This is a genomic window from Chelativorans multitrophicus (genome assembly GCF_011317445.1).
In the GTDB taxonomy this organism is placed as follows: domain Bacteria; phylum Pseudomonadota; class Alphaproteobacteria; order Rhizobiales; family Rhizobiaceae; genus Chelativorans; species Chelativorans multitrophicus.
Genome location: NZ_JAAAPL010000005.1, coordinates 128,921 through 146,266, shown reverse-complemented (window position 1 = coordinate 146,266; position 17,346 = coordinate 128,921). Strand labels below are relative to the sequence as shown.

The 17,346-nt window shown below is 60.5% G+C and carries 18 protein-coding genes; 13 read left to right on the top strand and 5 right to left on the bottom strand.

Translation table 11 applies throughout. The features are described from left to right. Positions 1 to 1,038: 1,038 nt before the first annotated feature. Genes GNP00_RS20265 through GNP00_RS20255 form a run of 3 tightly spaced genes read right to left on the bottom strand, consistent with a single transcriptional unit; the run spans position 1,039 to position 2,866 of the window. On the bottom strand, positions 1,039 to 1,734 hold the full coding sequence (locus tag GNP00_RS20265) for a thermonuclease family protein (RefSeq protein ID WP_011578648.1): 696 nt from the start codon (positions 1,732 to 1,734) through the stop codon (positions 1,039 to 1,041). Next, complete coding sequence (locus GNP00_RS20260; RefSeq protein ID WP_011578647.1) at positions 1,731 to 2,267, bottom strand: thermonuclease family protein; 537 nt, start codon at positions 2,265 to 2,267, stop codon at positions 1,731 to 1,733. The genes GNP00_RS20265 and GNP00_RS20260 overlap by 4 nt, the downstream gene beginning before the upstream one ends. Further along, positions 2,264 to 2,866: a hypothetical protein gene (locus tag GNP00_RS20255; RefSeq protein ID WP_157037961.1), complete on the bottom strand. Its 603-nt coding sequence runs from the start codon at positions 2,864 to 2,866 to the stop codon at positions 2,264 to 2,266. The genes GNP00_RS20260 and GNP00_RS20255 overlap by 4 nt, the downstream gene beginning before the upstream one ends. Positions 2,867 to 3,364: 498 nt before the next feature. Between GNP00_RS20255 and GNP00_RS20250 the strand changes: the two genes are divergently transcribed. Genes GNP00_RS20250 through GNP00_RS20190 form a run of 13 tightly spaced genes read left to right on the top strand, consistent with a single transcriptional unit; the run spans position 3,365 to position 15,796 of the window. Beyond that, on the top strand, positions 3,365 to 3,907 hold the full coding sequence (locus tag GNP00_RS20250; protein WP_343034331.1) for a lytic transglycosylase domain-containing protein: 543 nt from the start codon (positions 3,365 to 3,367) through the stop codon (positions 3,905 to 3,907). A gap of 42 nt (positions 3,908 to 3,949) precedes the next feature. Then, positions 3,950 to 4,255: a TrbC/VirB2 family type IV secretion system protein gene (locus tag GNP00_RS20245; protein ID WP_049764559.1), complete on the top strand. Its 306-nt coding sequence runs from the start codon at positions 3,950 to 3,952 to the stop codon at positions 4,253 to 4,255. Positions 4,256 to 4,258: 3 nt separating this feature from the next. Further along, on the top strand, positions 4,259 to 4,558 hold the full coding sequence (locus GNP00_RS20240) for a VirB3 family type IV secretion system protein (RefSeq protein ID WP_011578643.1): 300 nt from the start codon (positions 4,259 to 4,261) through the stop codon (positions 4,556 to 4,558). A 2-nt stretch (positions 4,559 to 4,560) separates the two neighbouring features. Next, entirely contained in the window at positions 4,561 to 6,975 is a 2,415-nt protein-coding gene (locus GNP00_RS20235) for a VirB4 family type IV secretion/conjugal transfer ATPase (protein WP_166016247.1), read from the top strand. Then, entirely contained in the window at positions 6,972 to 8,036 is a 1,065-nt protein-coding gene (locus tag GNP00_RS20230; protein WP_011578641.1) for a lytic transglycosylase domain-containing protein, read from the top strand. The genes GNP00_RS20235 and GNP00_RS20230 overlap by 4 nt, the downstream gene beginning before the upstream one ends. A gap of 11 nt (positions 8,037 to 8,047) precedes the next feature. After that, entirely contained in the window at positions 8,048 to 8,743 is a 696-nt protein-coding gene (locus GNP00_RS20225; protein WP_011578640.1) for a type IV secretion system protein, read from the top strand. After that, on the top strand, positions 8,740 to 8,964 hold the full coding sequence (locus GNP00_RS20220) for a hypothetical protein (protein WP_041544156.1): 225 nt from the start codon (positions 8,740 to 8,742) through the stop codon (positions 8,962 to 8,964). Before GNP00_RS20225 ends, GNP00_RS20220 begins: the two co-directional genes overlap by 4 nt. A gap of 10 nt (positions 8,965 to 8,974) precedes the next feature. After that, positions 8,975 to 9,985, top strand: a complete 1,011-nt coding sequence (locus GNP00_RS20215) for a type IV secretion system protein (RefSeq protein ID WP_011578639.1) — start codon at positions 8,975 to 8,977, stop codon at positions 9,983 to 9,985. Between the two features lie 44 nt (positions 9,986 to 10,029). Then, the gene (locus GNP00_RS20210) at positions 10,030 to 10,725 is read left to right on the top strand and encodes a VirB8 family type IV secretion system protein (RefSeq protein WP_011578638.1); all 696 of its coding nucleotides are present in this window, start codon (positions 10,030 to 10,032) and stop codon (positions 10,723 to 10,725) included. After that, on the top strand, positions 10,722 to 11,531 hold the full coding sequence (locus GNP00_RS20205; RefSeq protein WP_011578637.1) for a TrbG/VirB9 family P-type conjugative transfer protein: 810 nt from the start codon (positions 10,722 to 10,724) through the stop codon (positions 11,529 to 11,531). Before GNP00_RS20210 ends, GNP00_RS20205 begins: the two co-directional genes overlap by 4 nt. Continuing rightward, a complete protein-coding gene (gene virB10, locus GNP00_RS20200) occupies positions 11,531 to 12,751 on the top strand; it encodes a type IV secretion system protein VirB10 (protein ID WP_011578636.1) in 1,221 nt (406 codons plus the stop codon). The genes GNP00_RS20205 and virB10 overlap by 1 nt, the downstream gene beginning before the upstream one ends. Continuing rightward, positions 12,732 to 13,763 (top strand): P-type DNA transfer ATPase VirB11, encoded by a 1,032-nt coding sequence (gene virB11 / locus GNP00_RS20195; protein ID WP_011578635.1) that lies wholly within the window; start codon positions 12,732 to 12,734, stop codon positions 13,761 to 13,763. The genes virB10 and virB11 overlap by 20 nt, the downstream gene beginning before the upstream one ends. Next, positions 13,760 to 15,796: a type IV secretory system conjugative DNA transfer family protein gene (locus tag GNP00_RS20190; RefSeq protein ID WP_011578634.1), complete on the top strand. Its 2,037-nt coding sequence runs from the start codon at positions 13,760 to 13,762 to the stop codon at positions 15,794 to 15,796. Before virB11 ends, GNP00_RS20190 begins: the two co-directional genes overlap by 4 nt. A gap of 19 nt (positions 15,797 to 15,815) precedes the next feature. Here GNP00_RS20190 and GNP00_RS20185 read toward each other — a convergent pair whose 3' ends face one another. After that, complete coding sequence (locus GNP00_RS20185; protein ID WP_011578633.1) at positions 15,816 to 16,400, bottom strand: RES domain-containing protein; 585 nt, start codon at positions 16,398 to 16,400, stop codon at positions 15,816 to 15,818. 2 nt (positions 16,401 to 16,402) lie between these two features. Further along, positions 16,403 to 17,119 (bottom strand): antitoxin Xre/MbcA/ParS-like domain-containing protein, encoded by a 717-nt coding sequence (locus GNP00_RS20180; RefSeq protein WP_011578632.1) that lies wholly within the window; start codon positions 17,117 to 17,119, stop codon positions 16,403 to 16,405. Positions 17,120 to 17,346: the final 227 nt, after the last annotated feature.

Here is a 17,346-nt window from a genome sequence, read left to right as displayed (position 1 = left end):
AGCACCGCTCGCACGCGCTGTGACGTCATTTGTCTGAGAGGTCCGGATGCGATTTCAGACCCGCCCTCGTGGCCGAACAGTAGAGAGCATCATCTCTGTTCATCGAAAGACGCGATCTATAAAGTTTTTCATTCAGAACAACTCAACCATTCTTTCGTGGATCGTATTTTCTTCTGCAAATAGACTGGTCGGTCTATACGAAGCGCGAGTTTTAAGAAAACTCATCACAGTCGGTCCCATCACTGCCGAAGATGCCCAGAAGAAGTTACTTTACTTGACCGCGCTCCTCGCAGCCAAGTCAATAGACCCCTCAACCCGCGAGATAGAGGCAGCAATCCGGACATTGCGTCCTTTCAAGGCGGAGTTGGCTGCCACCGTGTGCCGAAGGTCGGACGTTTCAGTTCACCCGTCGCGGTAGCCTGCGGCAGAAGTTGACGTCAGCGACTCAGGCGCGCGGTCACCATCGGCTGGAGAACGATGCGCTTCCACCTGGTGCACATTCCCCAACCGATCATGGCCACGAAACATCGTCTACCAACTCAAGCTGAACCAATGACGCGTAGCATTGCCGTCGTCGTGCCTGATATCGACATAATACGGATTCTCGCGGACAGGGCGAGGCATGCTGACGATCTGCTGGCAGTCCTCGCGACTGCGAAAGCCGGCGGGACAGGTATTGCGGACCTGCACGCAGAGGTTGGGCTCTCCGCCGCCGCGATCCTGATTCCTATAGCCGACACTCCAGCCTTCGGGACACTCGTCGTAGCGTTCATACCCGGGTCTACCCGTGCCTGCCTCAGGACAGGTTGGCCACGAAAAACCCGGCCGATCCATTGCCGATATAAGTCGATGCATAGGAGGATGGCACGCTGGCACACCCCGCCAGGACGGGTCTGACGAAGAGGCGCATAAGAGCACTTCGCATCCCCACTCGCTTGCCTCAGTATGATCGGCGAGCGATGCCCACGCGCCCGTAAACACGACTGTCGCAATCGACGCGAGCTTGGCCACGTTCATCCGACGTTTCCTTCGATCAACCTATCGATCTGTTCGATTTGGGCGCCTGCGCGCATCTTCGAAGGGCGGCGAGATTTCGCTTTGGCGTTCTGCAAGGAGGTTGAAATCTGCAATCGGCTGTCGTGACAGTGTTCGGTCGACGGCTTTTGCGCGCCATTCCGGCATGTCGAGCACATAGGTAGCCCACAGGCCGTGGCGGGCGGACATGGCGTAGTTCTGCCACGTGATATATTCTGCAGGTGCCGGCGGGATCGTCAGGGCCCAGCCGACCCGCAACATCTCCAGAGCAAGGTCACGCCCGCGGACTGTGCAGCGGCCGAGGAGGGCGCCATCGGCATCGTGTGTCTGAACCACGCAGGTCACCTGAGCGCTGCCAACCGTTCGCTTCAACCACGCTTTCGCCAGGGGACCGCATGGAACCGGCTTCGGGATCGAGCTGTCGCCATGCCGGCGGGGGTCATAGGACCACTGCGGCAGTTCGCACGTGTCGATTGAGGCAAGTCGCACCATCTTGCCGCTGTTTGGGAACCAAAGGGTTCGTCCATCAATGACGGACGTGCGGCCGGAGATTTTCAGGGGTGGGGCCGTGTAGGGACCAGTATGAGCGTCGGCCGACGATGGTCCTTGGCCATGTAATAGGTCGGCGGTATGAGCGGGGTAGGGCAGGGCGGTCATCAGCAGCGCGACCACCCTCGACCGGACAGCCACGGATATCATGGTTCGATCCTTTCATGGCCCGCGGCCTGACCAAGCAGAATGGCCGGGTGCTGGACATCGTCAAACTGCCAGAGACCGACTCTCTTCTCCCGCGCGGCCTGCTCTGCCACAGCGTAGGGAGCGTGATAGGGCAGGCCGCGCGCGTCGAGCGAGGCGAACGCAAAACCCGAAGCGATCATGAGATTGGCGAGATCCAGCCGATCCGCTCCGATCGTCGCATAGCAAGAGACGACGACAGTTTCGGCCGATCGTGCAACCTGCGCACATTCAGGTTTCGTGTCGGCAATGTAAGCTGCGAGGACGGCAAGCGATGCCTCCCCACAGTCGCGACGGTTACCAGCTTTGTCGGTATAGAACGTTCCTCGAAGACAGGCCTGCATGCCAAAGAGGCGGAAGTGCTGGTCGCCATCCTTCCAGCTGTCGCCGCTTTCGAGTGTCACACCCGGCTTGAGCCAGAAATAACCTTCGGGTGGAGCGGCCGCCGCCGGCGTAGAACTGAACGCCAGCGCCAGGAAAAGGGCAGGGGACTTCATTGCCCCGCGATCCTTGGATCGGCCCACATGCCAAAACCGCGGCGGCCGATTTCTTCGGCCTCCGTGAGGTCAGTTCGCGCCGGTGTTCCATCTGGCCGGCGGGCAATGCGGTGGCTGCCCAGCGAGACAAGCTGTTCCTCGAACATGTCGATCGTGTCGAGGCTGCCCGGATAGTTGTAGTAGCCGTAGCAAGTGGCGTCCTGCGCCTTTGCGCCTGTCTCGCTGACGAAGGCCCTGCAGTAGATCACTTTCGGCGACCGGAGGAGCGTCTCGAGCCCGCGCCGCGCATAATCATCGCACGAACCCGCGAAACCCTCCTTGCGATTGACCATCTCGCCTTGGCACGGCTCGATGCCGTAGAGGTGAACGGTTAGATCGGCGTCCACACGAAAGTCGGTGGCCGATATGGCCCGGAAGCCAGAGGCGGACGCATAGCCTTTGCGTTCCGATATTTTTCCCTGCCCATCATAGTACTCCATGACCAGGACGGTTTTTCCCGGCGCTGCCAGCGAGCGGATATAAGCCTCATCGACGGGCTCGGCTGCGTAGGCCGGTAGACACACGCCGATAGCCAAGAAGCACCCGGCCGCACGTCTCATTCGCGGTCGTCTCAAGATTGTCATCGTACATGACATTGGCGTGCCTCCATCCGGATTGCAAGAAGAAATCACAACCTATTTGACATTGTTTCTTTCCTCGCATAACGATTCGAACACGCATCGCTACAAGACTCTGGCAGCGACACCATGGCGCTACAATGCTCAATACGATCGGCCGCACCGCTGTTTGCGGTGACACTTCTCACGAGCATATGCGCAATCATACCAGGCGAATCGCACTCATCCGAACCAATGGAGCAGCCGGCAATTCATAAGGCACTCCCAGCAAGGAACGGCAAACGGTGGGCGACTCCGTTCTCTGCCGATAACGTTGCCGAGGCCCGCTGGGCAAGACCGCAGCGCGAGTACGTGCTTGACGGCACCGGTCGAGCTGTTCCTAGCGAGGGGATGGCCGAGGCTGTCACGCCGGACAAGGCCCTAGCGTTCGCGGGCGAACCTCAGAATAATCATTTTGATAGTGTTTTTTCTGGTGAGGCAGTGGGGATCGCAGCTGAATGCGGCCCGTCGCCAGCTACACCCGAAGACATCAGGCGCCTCGTTGTCGAGGCCGCGCAACGACACAAGGTCGACGTTGACTTTGCTGTTGCGATCGCGACGGCCGAAAGCCGGCTCGATCGGCTGCGAAACTCTCCTAAGGGCGCACGCGGACCCATGCAGCTTATACCCGAAACAGCCGAGCGTTTCGGCGTAACGGACATATGCGACCCAGCAGAGAACGTCGATGGCGGTGTGCGGTATCTGCGCGAGCTGGCCGACGAATTCCGCAATCCGCTCCTGGTCGCTGCCGCCTACAACGCGGGCGAGGTACGCGTACGCGAGCACGGCGGCATCCCTCCCTTCAAGGAGACGGTGGGCTACGTCGCGGAAGTCCTCAACATCCAGATGCAACTTGAGGGAAGCGGTTTTGTCGCCCGCCAACCAGACGGCTTGGCCGACGCGCAGCAGCGCCCGTCCAATGTCAGCGGGGTCATTACCGCACGCGAACGCCGCCAGTGGGTCGGCGGGGTCATGCATTTCTAGCCGGAGGCCAACATGAACAGCCCTTCTCACCACTCTGCCCAGATGTCTGCAGGCAGAATGACCGCGCTCACGACAATCGTGCTCTTTTGCTCGATGCTGGCTGATCCAGCCTTTGCCCAGTCCTCTGGCGCGTTCGCACCGCTCGAAACCGCGGTGCAGATGATCGTGGATTTCATAACCGGTCCCTTCGGGCGACTGCTCGCAATCATAGCGGTGATTGCGCTTGGCTTTCTCGCCTTCGCCGGACGCCTCTCCTGGTTCACGGCCGGCGCGGTGGTGCTCGGCATCGGCCTCGTCTTCGGCGCGCCGGCAATCGTCGACGAGATGATTGCGGCCGTGGGGAACTGAGCGATGGTCGAAGTCACGGACGAGAAGCCCCATCTCACGCCGCTGGTGATCGGCCTCACGCGGCCGCCGATGATGTGGGGGATTCCGCTGAATGCCTTCTACATCATCGTCGGTGTCACGCTCATCGCCTTCCTGGTTAGTGGGAGCTTCTGGTCGGCGCTGATAGCGCCGCTGACCTATCTCGCCCTTTTCGCCTTCTGCAGCCGCGACATCAGGATCCTCGACCTTGCCCAGGTCGTCGGACGCCGCACCCCGCGAACGCGGAACCGACTGTTCTGGCGCACCAACTCCTACGGACCGTGACCATGCTGAACATCGTCGCAGACGAACTTGGATTTGGCCGGGAACAGCGCCGCGAACGTCCGATGTCTACCCACATTCCCTATTTGCGCCAGGTCGCCGACACCGTTGTCGGTCTCGAAAGCGGTGCGATCCTGTCGGTGATCAAGCTGGACGGGCTGTTTTTCCAGACGGAGGATCAGGCGGAGCTCAACATGCGCGCCGCCGTGCAGAACACCATGATTAGGGCGCTGGGGTCGAGCCGGTACGCCCTGTGGTCGACGGTGATCCGCAAGGAGGTCAGACCTTCAATCGAAGGGAGCTTTTCGGACCCGTTCTGCGATCTCTTAAACACACGCTACATGGCGTCGCTGCGCGAAAAGCGTATGTTCACAAACGAGCTGTATCTCACGATCGTTCGCTCGGGCATGCGTGGGGCACTGGGAGCAGCCGAGAGCTTTTCGCGTCTGCTCGATCGCTCGTCCGGCGCCGAGGTCCAGCAGCAACGCCTGCACGAGCGCATCAACGAGCTCGAAGAGATTGTCAGTAACATCACTCGCGAGCTCCAGAAGTACGGCGCGCGGCCGCTCGGGATCGTTCATCGCGACGGTCAGCCCTATTCGGAGCCGTGTGCGTTTTTTAACACGATCCTGACCTGCGGCGTCTCCCGCGACATGCGACTGCCGCGGATGGGTATCGGCAGCTATGTCGGCACGTCGCGGCTACATTTCTCGAAGCGGACGATGCAGGCGCAGGGGCCGACCGAGGCCGAGACCCGCTTCGGCGCGATGCTGTCCATCAAGGAGTACCCACCCTTCTCCGGACCGGGGATGCTCGATGGTCTTCTGCAGATGAATCACGAGTTCATCTGTACCCAGTCGTTCACGCTTGCCGACAAGCCGATCGCCCAGGAGCGCATCTCCCGCCTGCAGCGCCAGATCCACGCTTCGGATGAATCCGGCAGCACCGTCGAGACCGACATCGACTTCGCGCTGAACAGCCTGCTCAACCAGGAGGCCGTTTTCGGCTATCACCATTTCAGCCTGCTATGCTTGTCGCGCGATCTCGCCGGTCTCGATAAAGCCGTCGCGGAACTCGGCTCGTGTCTCACCGACATGAACATCAATTGGCTGCGCGAGGACCTCAACATGGAGGCCTCTTTCTGGGCGCAGCTTCCCGGCAATCATGCCTACATCGCGCGCTCCTGCATGCTGTCGAGCGCCAACTTTTCCGGGTTCTCGTCACTCCATAATTTCGCGACAGGCCGGGCGAGGGGAGTTCATTGGGGTCTGCCGATCTCCATCCTTGAGACGACGTCGCAGACGCCATACTGGTTCAACTTCCATCAGCGCGATATCGGACACTTCCTGGTGACTGGCCCGACTGGTTCGGGCAAGACGGTGGCGCTCACCTTTCTGCTCGCCCAGGCTTTCCGCATTTCACCCGAGCCGCGCGCCGTCTTCTTCGACAAGGATCGTGGCGCCGAGATTTTCATCCGAGCCGTCGGCGGCGACTACGAGGTGCTTCAGCCAGGCGTAGCGACCGGCTTCAATCCGCTCCAGATGGAGAACACCGCGTCCAATCGCGAATTCCTGCATCGGCTGTTAAAGGCCATGCTCGATCCCGCCGATGGCCGCGGGTTCTCACAGGAGGAAGAAGACACGCTGGAGCGCGCGATCGGTCGTATCTGTCAGGAACCGATTGAGCAGCGCACCCTAGCCAACCTCTCCGGGCTCCTGATGGGCAGGGTGCGTTCTGACGCGAACGATCTTCAGTCGCGCCTGCGTCCCTGGTTCGAGCGCGAGAAGGCTTGGCTCTTCAACGCGCCGCGGGATGTCCTGTCTTTCTCGGGCCGCCGGATTTTCGGTTTCGACATGACGCACATCCTTGATAATCAGGACGTGCGCACGCCAGCGCTGATGTATCTCTACCACCGTCTTGATGAGTTGCTCACCGGCGAGCCGGTCCTCATTTTCATGGACGAAGGCTGGAAGCTTCTGCAGGACCCGGTCTTTTCCAATTACATTGTCGACAAGATGAAGACGATCCGAAAACTCAACGGGATCGTCGGGTTCGGCACTCAGTCAGCGGCCGACATCGCACGGGCACCGCAATCGCACACGCTGATCGAGCAGTCCGCGACCAATCTGCATTTTCCCAATCCGCGCGCAGACGAGGAAAGCTACATCCGCCGCTTCGGCCTGACCGCCAAGGAGTTCGCCTTCATCCGCAATACGCCGCCCGAGCGGCGGACTTTTTTGATCAAGCACGGCAACGACTCGGTCATCGCCAGGCTCGATCTCTCCTCCATGCCGGACCTCGTGCGCGTGATGTCAGGGCGGAAGGAGACGATCGAGCAATGCGCCGCACTCCGCGCGCGGCTCGGTGACGATCCGGCAAACTGGTTGTCCGAACTCTGCGGCTGGGAGCATGCGGCATGATCAGGCGAGTTTCCATTCTGCTGGCCTTTGCCGCTTCGCCCGCATTTGCCGACATTCCGACCGTCGACAAGACCGTACTCGGGGAGCGTGAAGACCGCGACCAAAAAACCTCCGAGATTGAGAAGGTCGACGAGGATCGATACGCCAATAACCAGAGCGTCACCTGCTCCATGTATCGCCCGGCCAGGAAGGATGATCCCGTCACTGCCGCGAATGCAAATCCGGCGATTGCCGGCCTGGTGCGACGCATCGCCCGCGAGGAGGGAATAGACGAGAACCAATTCCTGGCGCTTGTTTATCAAGAGAGCCGCTTCAATCCATGTGCCAAATCCGGTGCGGGAGCAATCGGACTTGCCCAACTCATGCCCGGCACCGCCGGCGACCTTGGCGTCAATCCCTATGATATCGAGCAGAACCTGCGGGGTGGCGCGCGCTACTACAAGCAGCAACTGCGGCGGTTCAACGGGGACGTCTCGTTAGCGCTCGCCGCCTATAATTCCGGGCACGGCAACGTCCAGAAATATGGCGGCATCCCGCCGTTCCGCGAGACCCAAGGCTATGTCGCCAGCATAACGCAGAAATGGCTCCCAGCCTTCGGTGGCTCCGACAAGTCCGGCATCCCGCTCAACTATGGCGGCGGCGGAGCCTATGAGGGCGCGCGCGCCAGCACCATGAACGCAATGGGGCTGACCTCTGCGATCGGGGAGGGTTCCGGCGACGTGGTGTCGTGGCTCCAGCAGTTCGGAGGGCTCGAGACCGGAACCATCCAAGACAGTTGGGATCACAATTCCGGTGCGCGCAATGCGAACCTCGAACTCATCAACCGGCTGATCTTGCTTAGCACGGCCTTTGCCGATCTCAGCAACTCCAGCAACGCGATGACACTTGGCGACCTGTCAGGCTCAAACCGTTCTACTCGTTACGAGACAGGCGGAGAGGAAGCCGATCGGCCGGTGGCCGGTTTCTGCGATGAGCGGGAGGGCCTCGTCTGGGATGCTGACGCCAAGGGCTGTGTCCAGCGCATCGACACGCAGGCGGAACTACTTCTCGAGACACAGTGATGGAGATCAATATGAAAAGCTTGGCAGTCCTGGCGCTTATCGGCGCAAGTGTCGCCCCTGCCGCGGCCGATATCCCTGTCATCGACAAAACCAACTATGCCGTCGCGCGCGACACTGCCGAAAAGACCGGGAAGATCCTGGATACGAACAAGGAAATCCTGACCACTGTGGAAGAGACGCTGAAGGCCGTGACGGGAGATCGCGGCGGCGACGCCGGACCTCTGAAAGATCTGGCGATCGGCAATGGTTTCAGCGTCTCGTCGATGCCCTCCTTTGACCAACTCCTCAAGGGTGGCACGGCCGATTTTGGTTCTCTCGACTCCAAGGTCGTGCAGGCAGCGACTCTGTTCATCAATGGGCTTCAGCTCGTCCGCTCGCTGTCCGGCAAGGAGGACAGTTCGCTTGCCAGCGACAAATCCTACGAGGAGCTGATGAAGACCGTCATGGGTGTCTCGGCGCTGATCACCGGATCCCAGCAGGCAGTGGAGACGCGTCGCTCCGCCCTTGAAAGCGCCGGCGGGGAGATCGGACGGGCAGAAGACATCAAAGGTTCGATCGATCAGAACACGCAGCTGCAGGTTCAGACGGGGCTCACGCTCAACGAGATGATCGGCGTGCTGAATGCCGGCGTGCAATCGCTGCATGCGGAGAACCAGCGCAAGCTAACCGACATGTCAAACACCCGGAAAGCGCTGCGGTACGAATGAGAAGCGGTCGATGCATCACGACCGCTCTTGCGCTCTCCCTGGCCGTGCTCGCCAGCGGATGCGGTACGCCGCGCGAGAAGACCGCGCCGTGCAAACGCCCGGCCAATCTGACGAGCTATGCCAGCGTGGAGGGAGAGTGCGGACCGATGAAGCCGCTCAATGCGAATCGGGCGGCTGCATTGGCAGCGATCCAGGAGCTGACATCCGGGGACGAGAAATAGGGCAGGGGCGGTGGACGATTTTATCGGCGAACTGCTGGATCGGATCGACGCTTCGGGGCAAAATTTCTCGCAGCGTGCGTTCGAAGCGCTCGGCCAGGATATTGAGCCCCTTCTTCGCCTGCTCTTTGTCCTCGCCGTTCTCTTCTATGGCGTGCAGCTCTTCCTGGGAACGTCTCGGCTCAGCGTTGCCGAAATCATCGGCAGGCTCGCGCGCGTTCTGATCATCTTCATCATCGTCACATCGTGGGCCAACTTCAATTCGCTCGTTTACAAGTGGATCACGACGGTCCCCGAGGGCGCTGGCCGAGCCATCCTCGCAGCGTCAGCAACCGGTGTCACCGAGCCCTCCAACGGGCTTTCACAGATCTGGAAGACGGCCAACGTAGCTGCTGCTGCCTTCTCCGAACAGGCGGGGTACCTGTCCGTCCTGCCTGCTTTGATCGGGCTGATTATCATGGTTTTCGCCGGCCTCTTCGTCGCGGTTGCCCTCGGCATCCTTGTGCTGGCCAAGGTCGTGCTGTGGGTGCTGCTCGGCACGGCGCCGATTTTCATTTCCTGCTTCTTCTTCGACGCGACCCGCAGCTATGCGATGGGCTGGCTGAACCAGTCGCTGCTCTACGCACTCATTCCTTTGTTCGTCTACGTCATCGCGGCTTTCCTAATTGCCGCTATGGAACCCGAATTGACGAAGATCGACCAGATCTCCGGCGATCGAGAACTGAAGCTCAGCGACTTTGCCGCCTTCATCATGCTCTGTCTCGCCGGCAGCTTCGTTCTGATTCAGGTCCAGTCGCTTGCGCAGGGCATAGCCGGCGGATTGGCCACACCGATTGGGCCTCGCTCGCGACAGCTGACTACGAGGGGCATCTTCTGGAGTCGCGAGGCAATCGGCCAATCGGCCAGACAGACGCAAGCGGCCGTCCACCGGGTGCAGGCACGACTTCACTCGCCGAGGCAGGATGGCGCGGCCGCCTCTATGCAGCGGGCGATCACGTCAAACGGAACGCCAAGGCAAACATGATCGGGAGCCGATGGTGAACCTCGAGCGACAGGAAACCAGCAGGGATGGCAGACAAGTCCGAAACCGCACTGCGGTCTTATTTCCAGCAGGGCGATATCTGGGAGCAGGAAATCATCAAGCGGGCGAAGCGCTCGGCGCGCGTAGCTTGGTTCTTCTCGATCGTCTTCGCCGGGATCGCCCTGCTCAGCCTGCTCGGCGTGGTGTTGATGCTGCCGTTGAAAAGCTTCGAGCCGTATATCGTGACCGTCGACCGGACGACGGGCTACATCGAGGTGAAGTCGGGACTGACGCGGCCGGCCAACCTCACGGAGCAACAGGCTGTCACCCAGGCCAATGTGGTGCGCTATATCCGCGCCCGGGAAGGCTACGATCCCTATGCCATCGAGGAGAACTTCGGGATCGCCGCACTGCTGTCCACAGACGAGGCAGCGCGCGAGTTGCAGGCGCTCTACAGCGCCGCCAATGCCCAGAACCCGGCGAAAGTTTACGGGCGCCTGAAACGGGTTCTGGTCGAGATCAAGTCGGTCACCTTCCCCAATACCAGCACGGCGATCGTGCGATTCTCGACCAACGAACGCAGCGACACGGAATCGATCGTGCGTCATTGGATTTCGGTTGTCCGCTTTCGCTACACCGACACGCCGATGCGCAACGAGTGGCGCTTCGAGAATCCACTGGGCTTCCAGGTCTACTCGTATCGCCGCGACCAGGAGACTGTCACACCCGGGGACGCGCAATGAGGGGCCGGTCGTTCACGGCCGCGCTCGTGCTTCTCGGCTCCCTCTGGCCGGCCCTGGCAGCGCAGATGCCTAAGGGCGGCTCGCTCGATGCGCGAGTGACCAGTGTCACCTACCAGGAGAACAATGTCGTCCAGGTTTTTGCGACCTACGGCATCTCGACCATGATCATATTCGACGAGGACGAGAAGTTCGAAACGATCTCGCTGGGCGACACCGAAAGCTGGCAGGTCGTCCCCGCTGAGAAAGGCAACATCCTCTTCGTCAAGCCGATCGCGAAGAATGTGGCAACGAACATGAACGTCGTCACCGACAAGCGCATCTATTACCTCGAGCTGCACGACTTCGCTCCGGAAGCTGGCCGCAAGGTTTTCGGAATCCGCTTCCACTACCCAGAGAAGAACCTCAATTCCGCCTTGCGGAAAGAGGCTGAGCAGCGCGCCGCATGGCCAAACATCTCCGGCATCGACAAGGCCAACGTCAACATCGACTATTCGTTCTCGGGCGATGTGCGCCTGAAGCCCCTCATGGTCTTTGACGACGGCAACAAGACCTTCTTCAAGTTCGATCGTCGCGCGCCGGCGATTTTTGCCGTGAATTCCGATTTTTCGGAGACGCTGAGGAACTTCCGCCGGGAAGGTGAGTACATCGTGGTCGATGGAACGGCGACGCAGTTTACGCTGCGGGACGGTGATCAATGGATTTGCATCTTCAATCTGAGAAAGCCGGATTTCGGGGCTCCGGACCCGGCCATTCTCGGACCGGTTGAGGATGACCAGGCCAAACGACGGCGCCGGAGCGGCAACTGATGAAGCGCGCGCCGGAACTCGACGCCCTTGGCCAAAGCGACAATCCAGTCATCGCTGACACATCGGTCCGGCGAAAGCAGCTGGTCGGCGGCGCGGTTCTGATCCTGCTCGGCCTCATTGCCGGCTACATGGTCCTTGCCGGAAGGCAACCCCCCGTGCGCGATATGCTCGACGGGGACGAGGAGTTCACGACCACGACGTTTCGCCCGCCGTCGTTCGTGCGTGAGGGCGAACCAGAGCCCGAACCGCCGGCGCCGGAGGTGGTCGAGATACCTCCCCCGCCACCACCACCACCTCCCCAGGAGAACAGCGATACGACCCAGTTCGATGTGCCACCCCCGCCGGCGCCGGGTGCAACTCCGCCGTCCCCTGAAGCTGCCGAAACACCTGTTGAAGAGTTTCCGTCGCGCCTCCGCTCGAACATGGTCGTGCTCGACAACCCGAAGACGAGCGAGGCTGGGAGTCTGACCGGAGGAAATGGAGAAGGTCTCACCGTCGCTGGCGAGGATCGCAGCAGCAAGTTCCTCGCCGCGGCTGCAGGCATTGGCGACCGGAGCGCCAAGGCCAGAAAGATCGAGCGGATCGACGCCCTTGTTCCGGAGGGCACGCTGATCCCCGGCATCCTGGAGACGGCCATCGTCAGTGATCTGCCGGGCCAGGTGAGGGCCATCGTCTCCCAGGATGTCTACTCCTTCGATGGCCGACGTGTTCTGATACCGACTGGCACGCGGCTTATTGGCGAGTACCAGTCTGAGATCACGCGCGGCCAGACGAGGATTTTCGTCGTCTGGACCCGCATGCTTCGTGATGACGGCGTTTCCGTACGGCTGAACTCGATCGGCGCCGACAGTCTCGGTCGCGCCGGATTGACGGGGCACGTGGACAAGAAATTTCGCGAGCGTTTCGGTGCCGCCATTCTGCTGTCGATCGTCGGTGCCGGTGCTAGTTACCTGACCGGCTATGGGAGCGAGGCTGCGGCCGGCGACAGTGATGATGCGCAGGAGGCGGAGGAGCTCGCACGCGAGACCATCGCCGAAACGTTTTCAGACATGGCCAACCAGGCCGTGGGAGACTCGTTGAGGATTCCGCCCACAATCAGCGTGAGCCAGGGCGAGCGCATCTTCGTGTTTGTTCGTCAGGATCTCGATTTCTCAGCCATGTACGAGGATCCAGTCACCGAAGCACTGGGGGAGATCCGTCGTGAACGTGGCCTCCCCTGAGCTTGCGTCGGACAACCGGCACTACTTTCTTTATCGCGCGCTGGCGCCGCTGAAACCGTTCCTTGACGATCGCGACGTCGTCGAGATTTCTGTCAATCGGCCGGGACAGGTCTATGTGGAGCGCCTGGGCGCCGCGCACATGGCGTTTCATGAGATTAAGGAGCTCACCACGGCCGAGATCGTCAACATCGGTGAGCGTGTGGCGGCCAGCACCAACCAGTTCGTCAGCCCAGCAAACCCAATTCTCAGCGCAGCACTACCCACCGGCGAGCGTATCCAAGTCGTCTTACCTCCAGCCGCCCCTGACGGCGGCACGCTGTCGATCCGCAAGCAGGTCATCAGCAACTTCACGCTCGAGGATTATCGTGACAGGGGATCGCTCGACCAGGTGACGGTTGCCGTCGGCGGCCTCAGCGAGATCGAGCAGGTGTTGATCGAGCAGCTCTCTGCCAAGGACATCTACGGCTTCATCCGCACAGCGATCGTCAATCGCGTGTCGATCCTGATCAGTGGCGGCACCTCGAGTGGAAAGACGACGTTCCTCAACGCCTGCCTAAAATCCGTTGATCCCCATGAGCGTATCATCACGCTGGAAGACACGCGCGAGCTGTTCCCGCCACAGAAAAATGCTGTTCACCTGCTTGCATCGCGTGGGGACCAGGGAACTGCCAATGTGACGATCCAGTCCTTGCTCGAGGCGTCGCTGCGCATGCGACCGGACCGCCTCTTCGTGGGCGAGGTGAGGGGATCGGAGGCCTTCGCGTTCTTGCGCGCCATCAACACAGGTCATCCCGGGTCTATGTCTACGGTCCATGCCGACACGCCGCTTGGTGCCTATGAGCAGCTCGCCATGATGGTCATGCAATCGGGTCTGTCGGCCGCCTACCCGAAGGCGGATCTGATCTCCTACATCAAACAAGTCATCCCCATCGTGATCCAGTTGCGTAGGGAAGGGGGCCGACGCGGCGTCTCGGAAATCTTCTTCGCGCGCGAACGAATGGAAGTGCCATGACCGGATCGCTGCGTATCTTTTACATCGGCTTCTGCCTGATCGTCGCCCTTGCCGTCTGGCTGCTGGCCTACGGACTCGGGTTGCAGTTGCTCTATGGCGACGGTCGGATCCTGCAGGCGATCATCACGACAGATCCCTTCGCACCATTCCAGCAGCTCATGGCCTATGGGGAGAGCAGCGTCCTCCGCACGATGGCACTGGGCTCACTCCTTCCAGCTGCCCTCGTCGCCTGCATAGTCGCCTATGCGGGCCTTCGCCCGAACGCGAGCCCCCTCGGCGATGCCCGCTTCCAGACGGTGATGTCGCTTCGGCGTGACGGATGGTTCAGGAGGAAAGGAAAGATACTCGGCCGCTTCGGACGCCGGATTCTTCGCGTCGATGACGATCGGCATCACCTGATCATCGGTCCGACGCGCTCGGGGAAGGGGGCCTGCTACGTCATTCCCAACGCGCTCGCTCATGAAGGCTCGATGATCGTTACTGACCTCAAAGGGGAGATCTTCCGCAGCACCGCAGGCTACCGCAAATTGAAGGGCAACCAGGTCTTCCTATTCGCGCCAGGGTCGGACAAGACCCACCGCTACAATCCCCTCGATTTCATCCGGCCGGACCGCGGCGATCGCACCACCGATATCCAGAACATCGCCGCGATCCTCGTCCCCGAGGTCACCGAGTCCGAGAATTCGATCTGGCAGGCGACCGCGCAGCAGGTGATGGCCGGGGTGATCAGCTACATCAACGAAAGCATCTACTTCAAAGGACACCGCAATCTCGGAGAGGTCACAGCCTTCTTCAACAGTGGCACCAATCTTCAGGCGCTCATGACCCTCCTCAAGGAACGCGAGCCCTATCTGTCGCGGTTCACCATTGAGAGTTTCAACGCCTACATCGCTCTGTCCGAGCGTGCGGCCGCATCCGCGCTGCTCGACATCCAGAAAGCGCTGCGGCCGTTCCGCAACGAGCGCGTGGTCGCGGCGACGTCGGTGACCGACATGGACCTGCGCGCTCTGAAGCGTCGGCCGATTTCGATCTACCTCGCCCCCAACGTCACAGACATCACGCTGCTGCGACCGCTGCTGGCGCTGTTCGTGCAGCAGACCCTCGACACGCTCATGCTTGAACATATCGAGCGTTCGGTGCCGGTCTATTTCCTCCTCGACGAGTTCCGGCAACTCAGGAAGATGAGCGAGATCACGACAAAGCTGCCTTACGTCGCCGGCTACAACATCAAGATGGCTTTCGTGATCCAGGACCTCAAGAACCTCGATGAAATCTACGGCGAGACGTCCCGCCATTCCCTGATGGGTAATTGCGGCTACCAGCTCGTGTTTGGCGCCAACGATCAGGTTACCGCGGAAGCTGTCTCGAAAGGTCTGGGCAAGCGCACCGTCCGCTACAAGACCGAATCCCGCACGATCGAACTGATGGGCCTGCATCGCCGGACCAAGGTCGAGCAGTTGCGGGAGCGCGACCTGATGATGCCGCAGGAAGTGCGACAGATGCCGGGAGACAAGATGGTCATCCTGGCCGAGGGGCAGAACCCGATCTTCGCCGACAAGCTGCGGTTCTTCCGGACGGCGCCATTCAGTGAGATGGAAAGGTTCTCCCAGGCAAACTTGCCAGATGTGCCGGCAACAGAGTTTCTGCCGCAACGGCCGATGCCGGCCACGACCTCCGGATATGCCGGCGAAGACACCGATCTCGTAGAATCGGTCCAGCAGAAGGCCGAACCAGATGAGACGGCAAAGCTTCCCCGCCGAAGGCCCTTGGCGGCGGCCAACGCACGGGCCGGCCGGAGCAATAGACAAGTGTCAGCCTCTTTCACCAAGGAAGCGTCGCCGAGGGCGGGCGGTGCCGTGAGGACAACCCCAGTCAAGCTGGACGCGCGCTTCGCAATGGCCGCCAGACGATTGAAGACGCTTGCGAAGGCGCCCGCTAAACCTGGGAGCCAACGCAAGGCAAGCAATTGGGCCCGGGTTTTCGACGAGACGGTCCCTGACGAACTGGAGCTCGCTGAGGCCGAGGCGAGCTGATAGACCGGCACAGCTCCAGCTATGCGATGCCTCGAATTGAGACGTTTATGGACTTCAAGGCATCAATCAGCTCCCGATGACGAATGAGATCAACGGCCGGAGTTGATGCTAGCTTGGTGGCTACCGCGCGATCATACACTGCCAGGCACTGGGCTGAGGTGAGCCGCGATAAATACAGCACGCCGTCGATCGCGAAACGGGCGTAGAGTGCTTTGCTCAACCGTCGACCCGCTTCCTGCTTCTTGGCCCGCGCCGCGTCGGTTGACACACCGAGCCTAAGCAGGCCGGTTGTTCGCAAATCTATGACTTTGAGCGGGCTGGTGGCGAATACCTCTGAGACCGCCCAGTCGTTCAGCTCGGTGATATCGAGTATGCGTCTGACTTTTCCTTGGAACCGGTCCCGAACGACAGTCTCGGCGATCCCCGTGGCTATGTTGCGCGCAAGATAGACCAACTGGAAGGACTTATCGGGAGAAGCGAAGCGCGTCTGCCCAAAGCCCATGCCGAGTGGAGTGGCTGCGTGAGCTTTGGGTATCACCCGCACATATGCCTTGGGAAGAAACGGAGTAACGAGTTCCGCGACGACGTTCGGGTCCAGCTTCACGGTCAGCCGAAATCGCGTTCGGCAGCAGCGATGACCTCGGCAATGTGCCCTTGCTTAAGCCGATCGAGGGGCTTCCCGCCAATGCTGGGCTTGGCCTGAGTGAGCCATTGCCAAGCCACGCGCGGGTTGCCGATCACGCGTGTCACCTCCGACATGCCCTCTATCGGCCGGCCATCAACGAATTGAGCAAGGGGAAACACGTGCTTTCGTTCGCCCTTGAGAAGTCCAATGACGGCCCCGCGCTTGTGCCAGTCATGGAGCGTCGATCGTCTCGTGCCGAAGGCTCGTTCGATTTCGCTTGGTCCGGCGACTGGACCGGCCCAATCTTCTAGCCGAACGGGCGTTGCAATTGCGGCAATCCGCTTGCGACCCTCGTCCTCTTCCAACAGCTCGCCAAGTCCGCCGCCTTGGCTAACCTCGACCGGCTTGTCGAGCTCGAGCTGAATCAGATTTTCACTGCTTTTGTCAGCAAGATCCGCGACGGCCGTTTCCATCGCTTCAACCAGGTTTTCTTCATGGGCCAGGATTTGTCGCTGCTGTTCGTCCGAGAGCCTGACGGCAGCTGCGGTAACTGCAGCCACTATCCTGCTCTTGCCTTTCAACGCTGTTCTGGAAATCCCGGGGTTGTGACGGGCCAGCACATCAAGAATGTCGGCAACCGCCGCGCGGCTCACGTTTACCTGCTTCTCGGGACCAGATTTGCGAACTGTTGCGACCATGATAGCCTCCACACTGTGCCCTCAAGATAGTGCGGATTGTCCGAAATGTCGAGATTGCTCGGAGGGCTCCATTCATCAAATGAACATGCGCGGTTTGGGAGGAAACAGGATTGAGACAAGATATCACTCTCAAATTGTTTAGTGATATCAATCACTTAGTTCCATAAACTATGTTATGCGACTTGTAACTGTAGCTATATTGAGATGCGACAGTTGAGCAAGTTAGA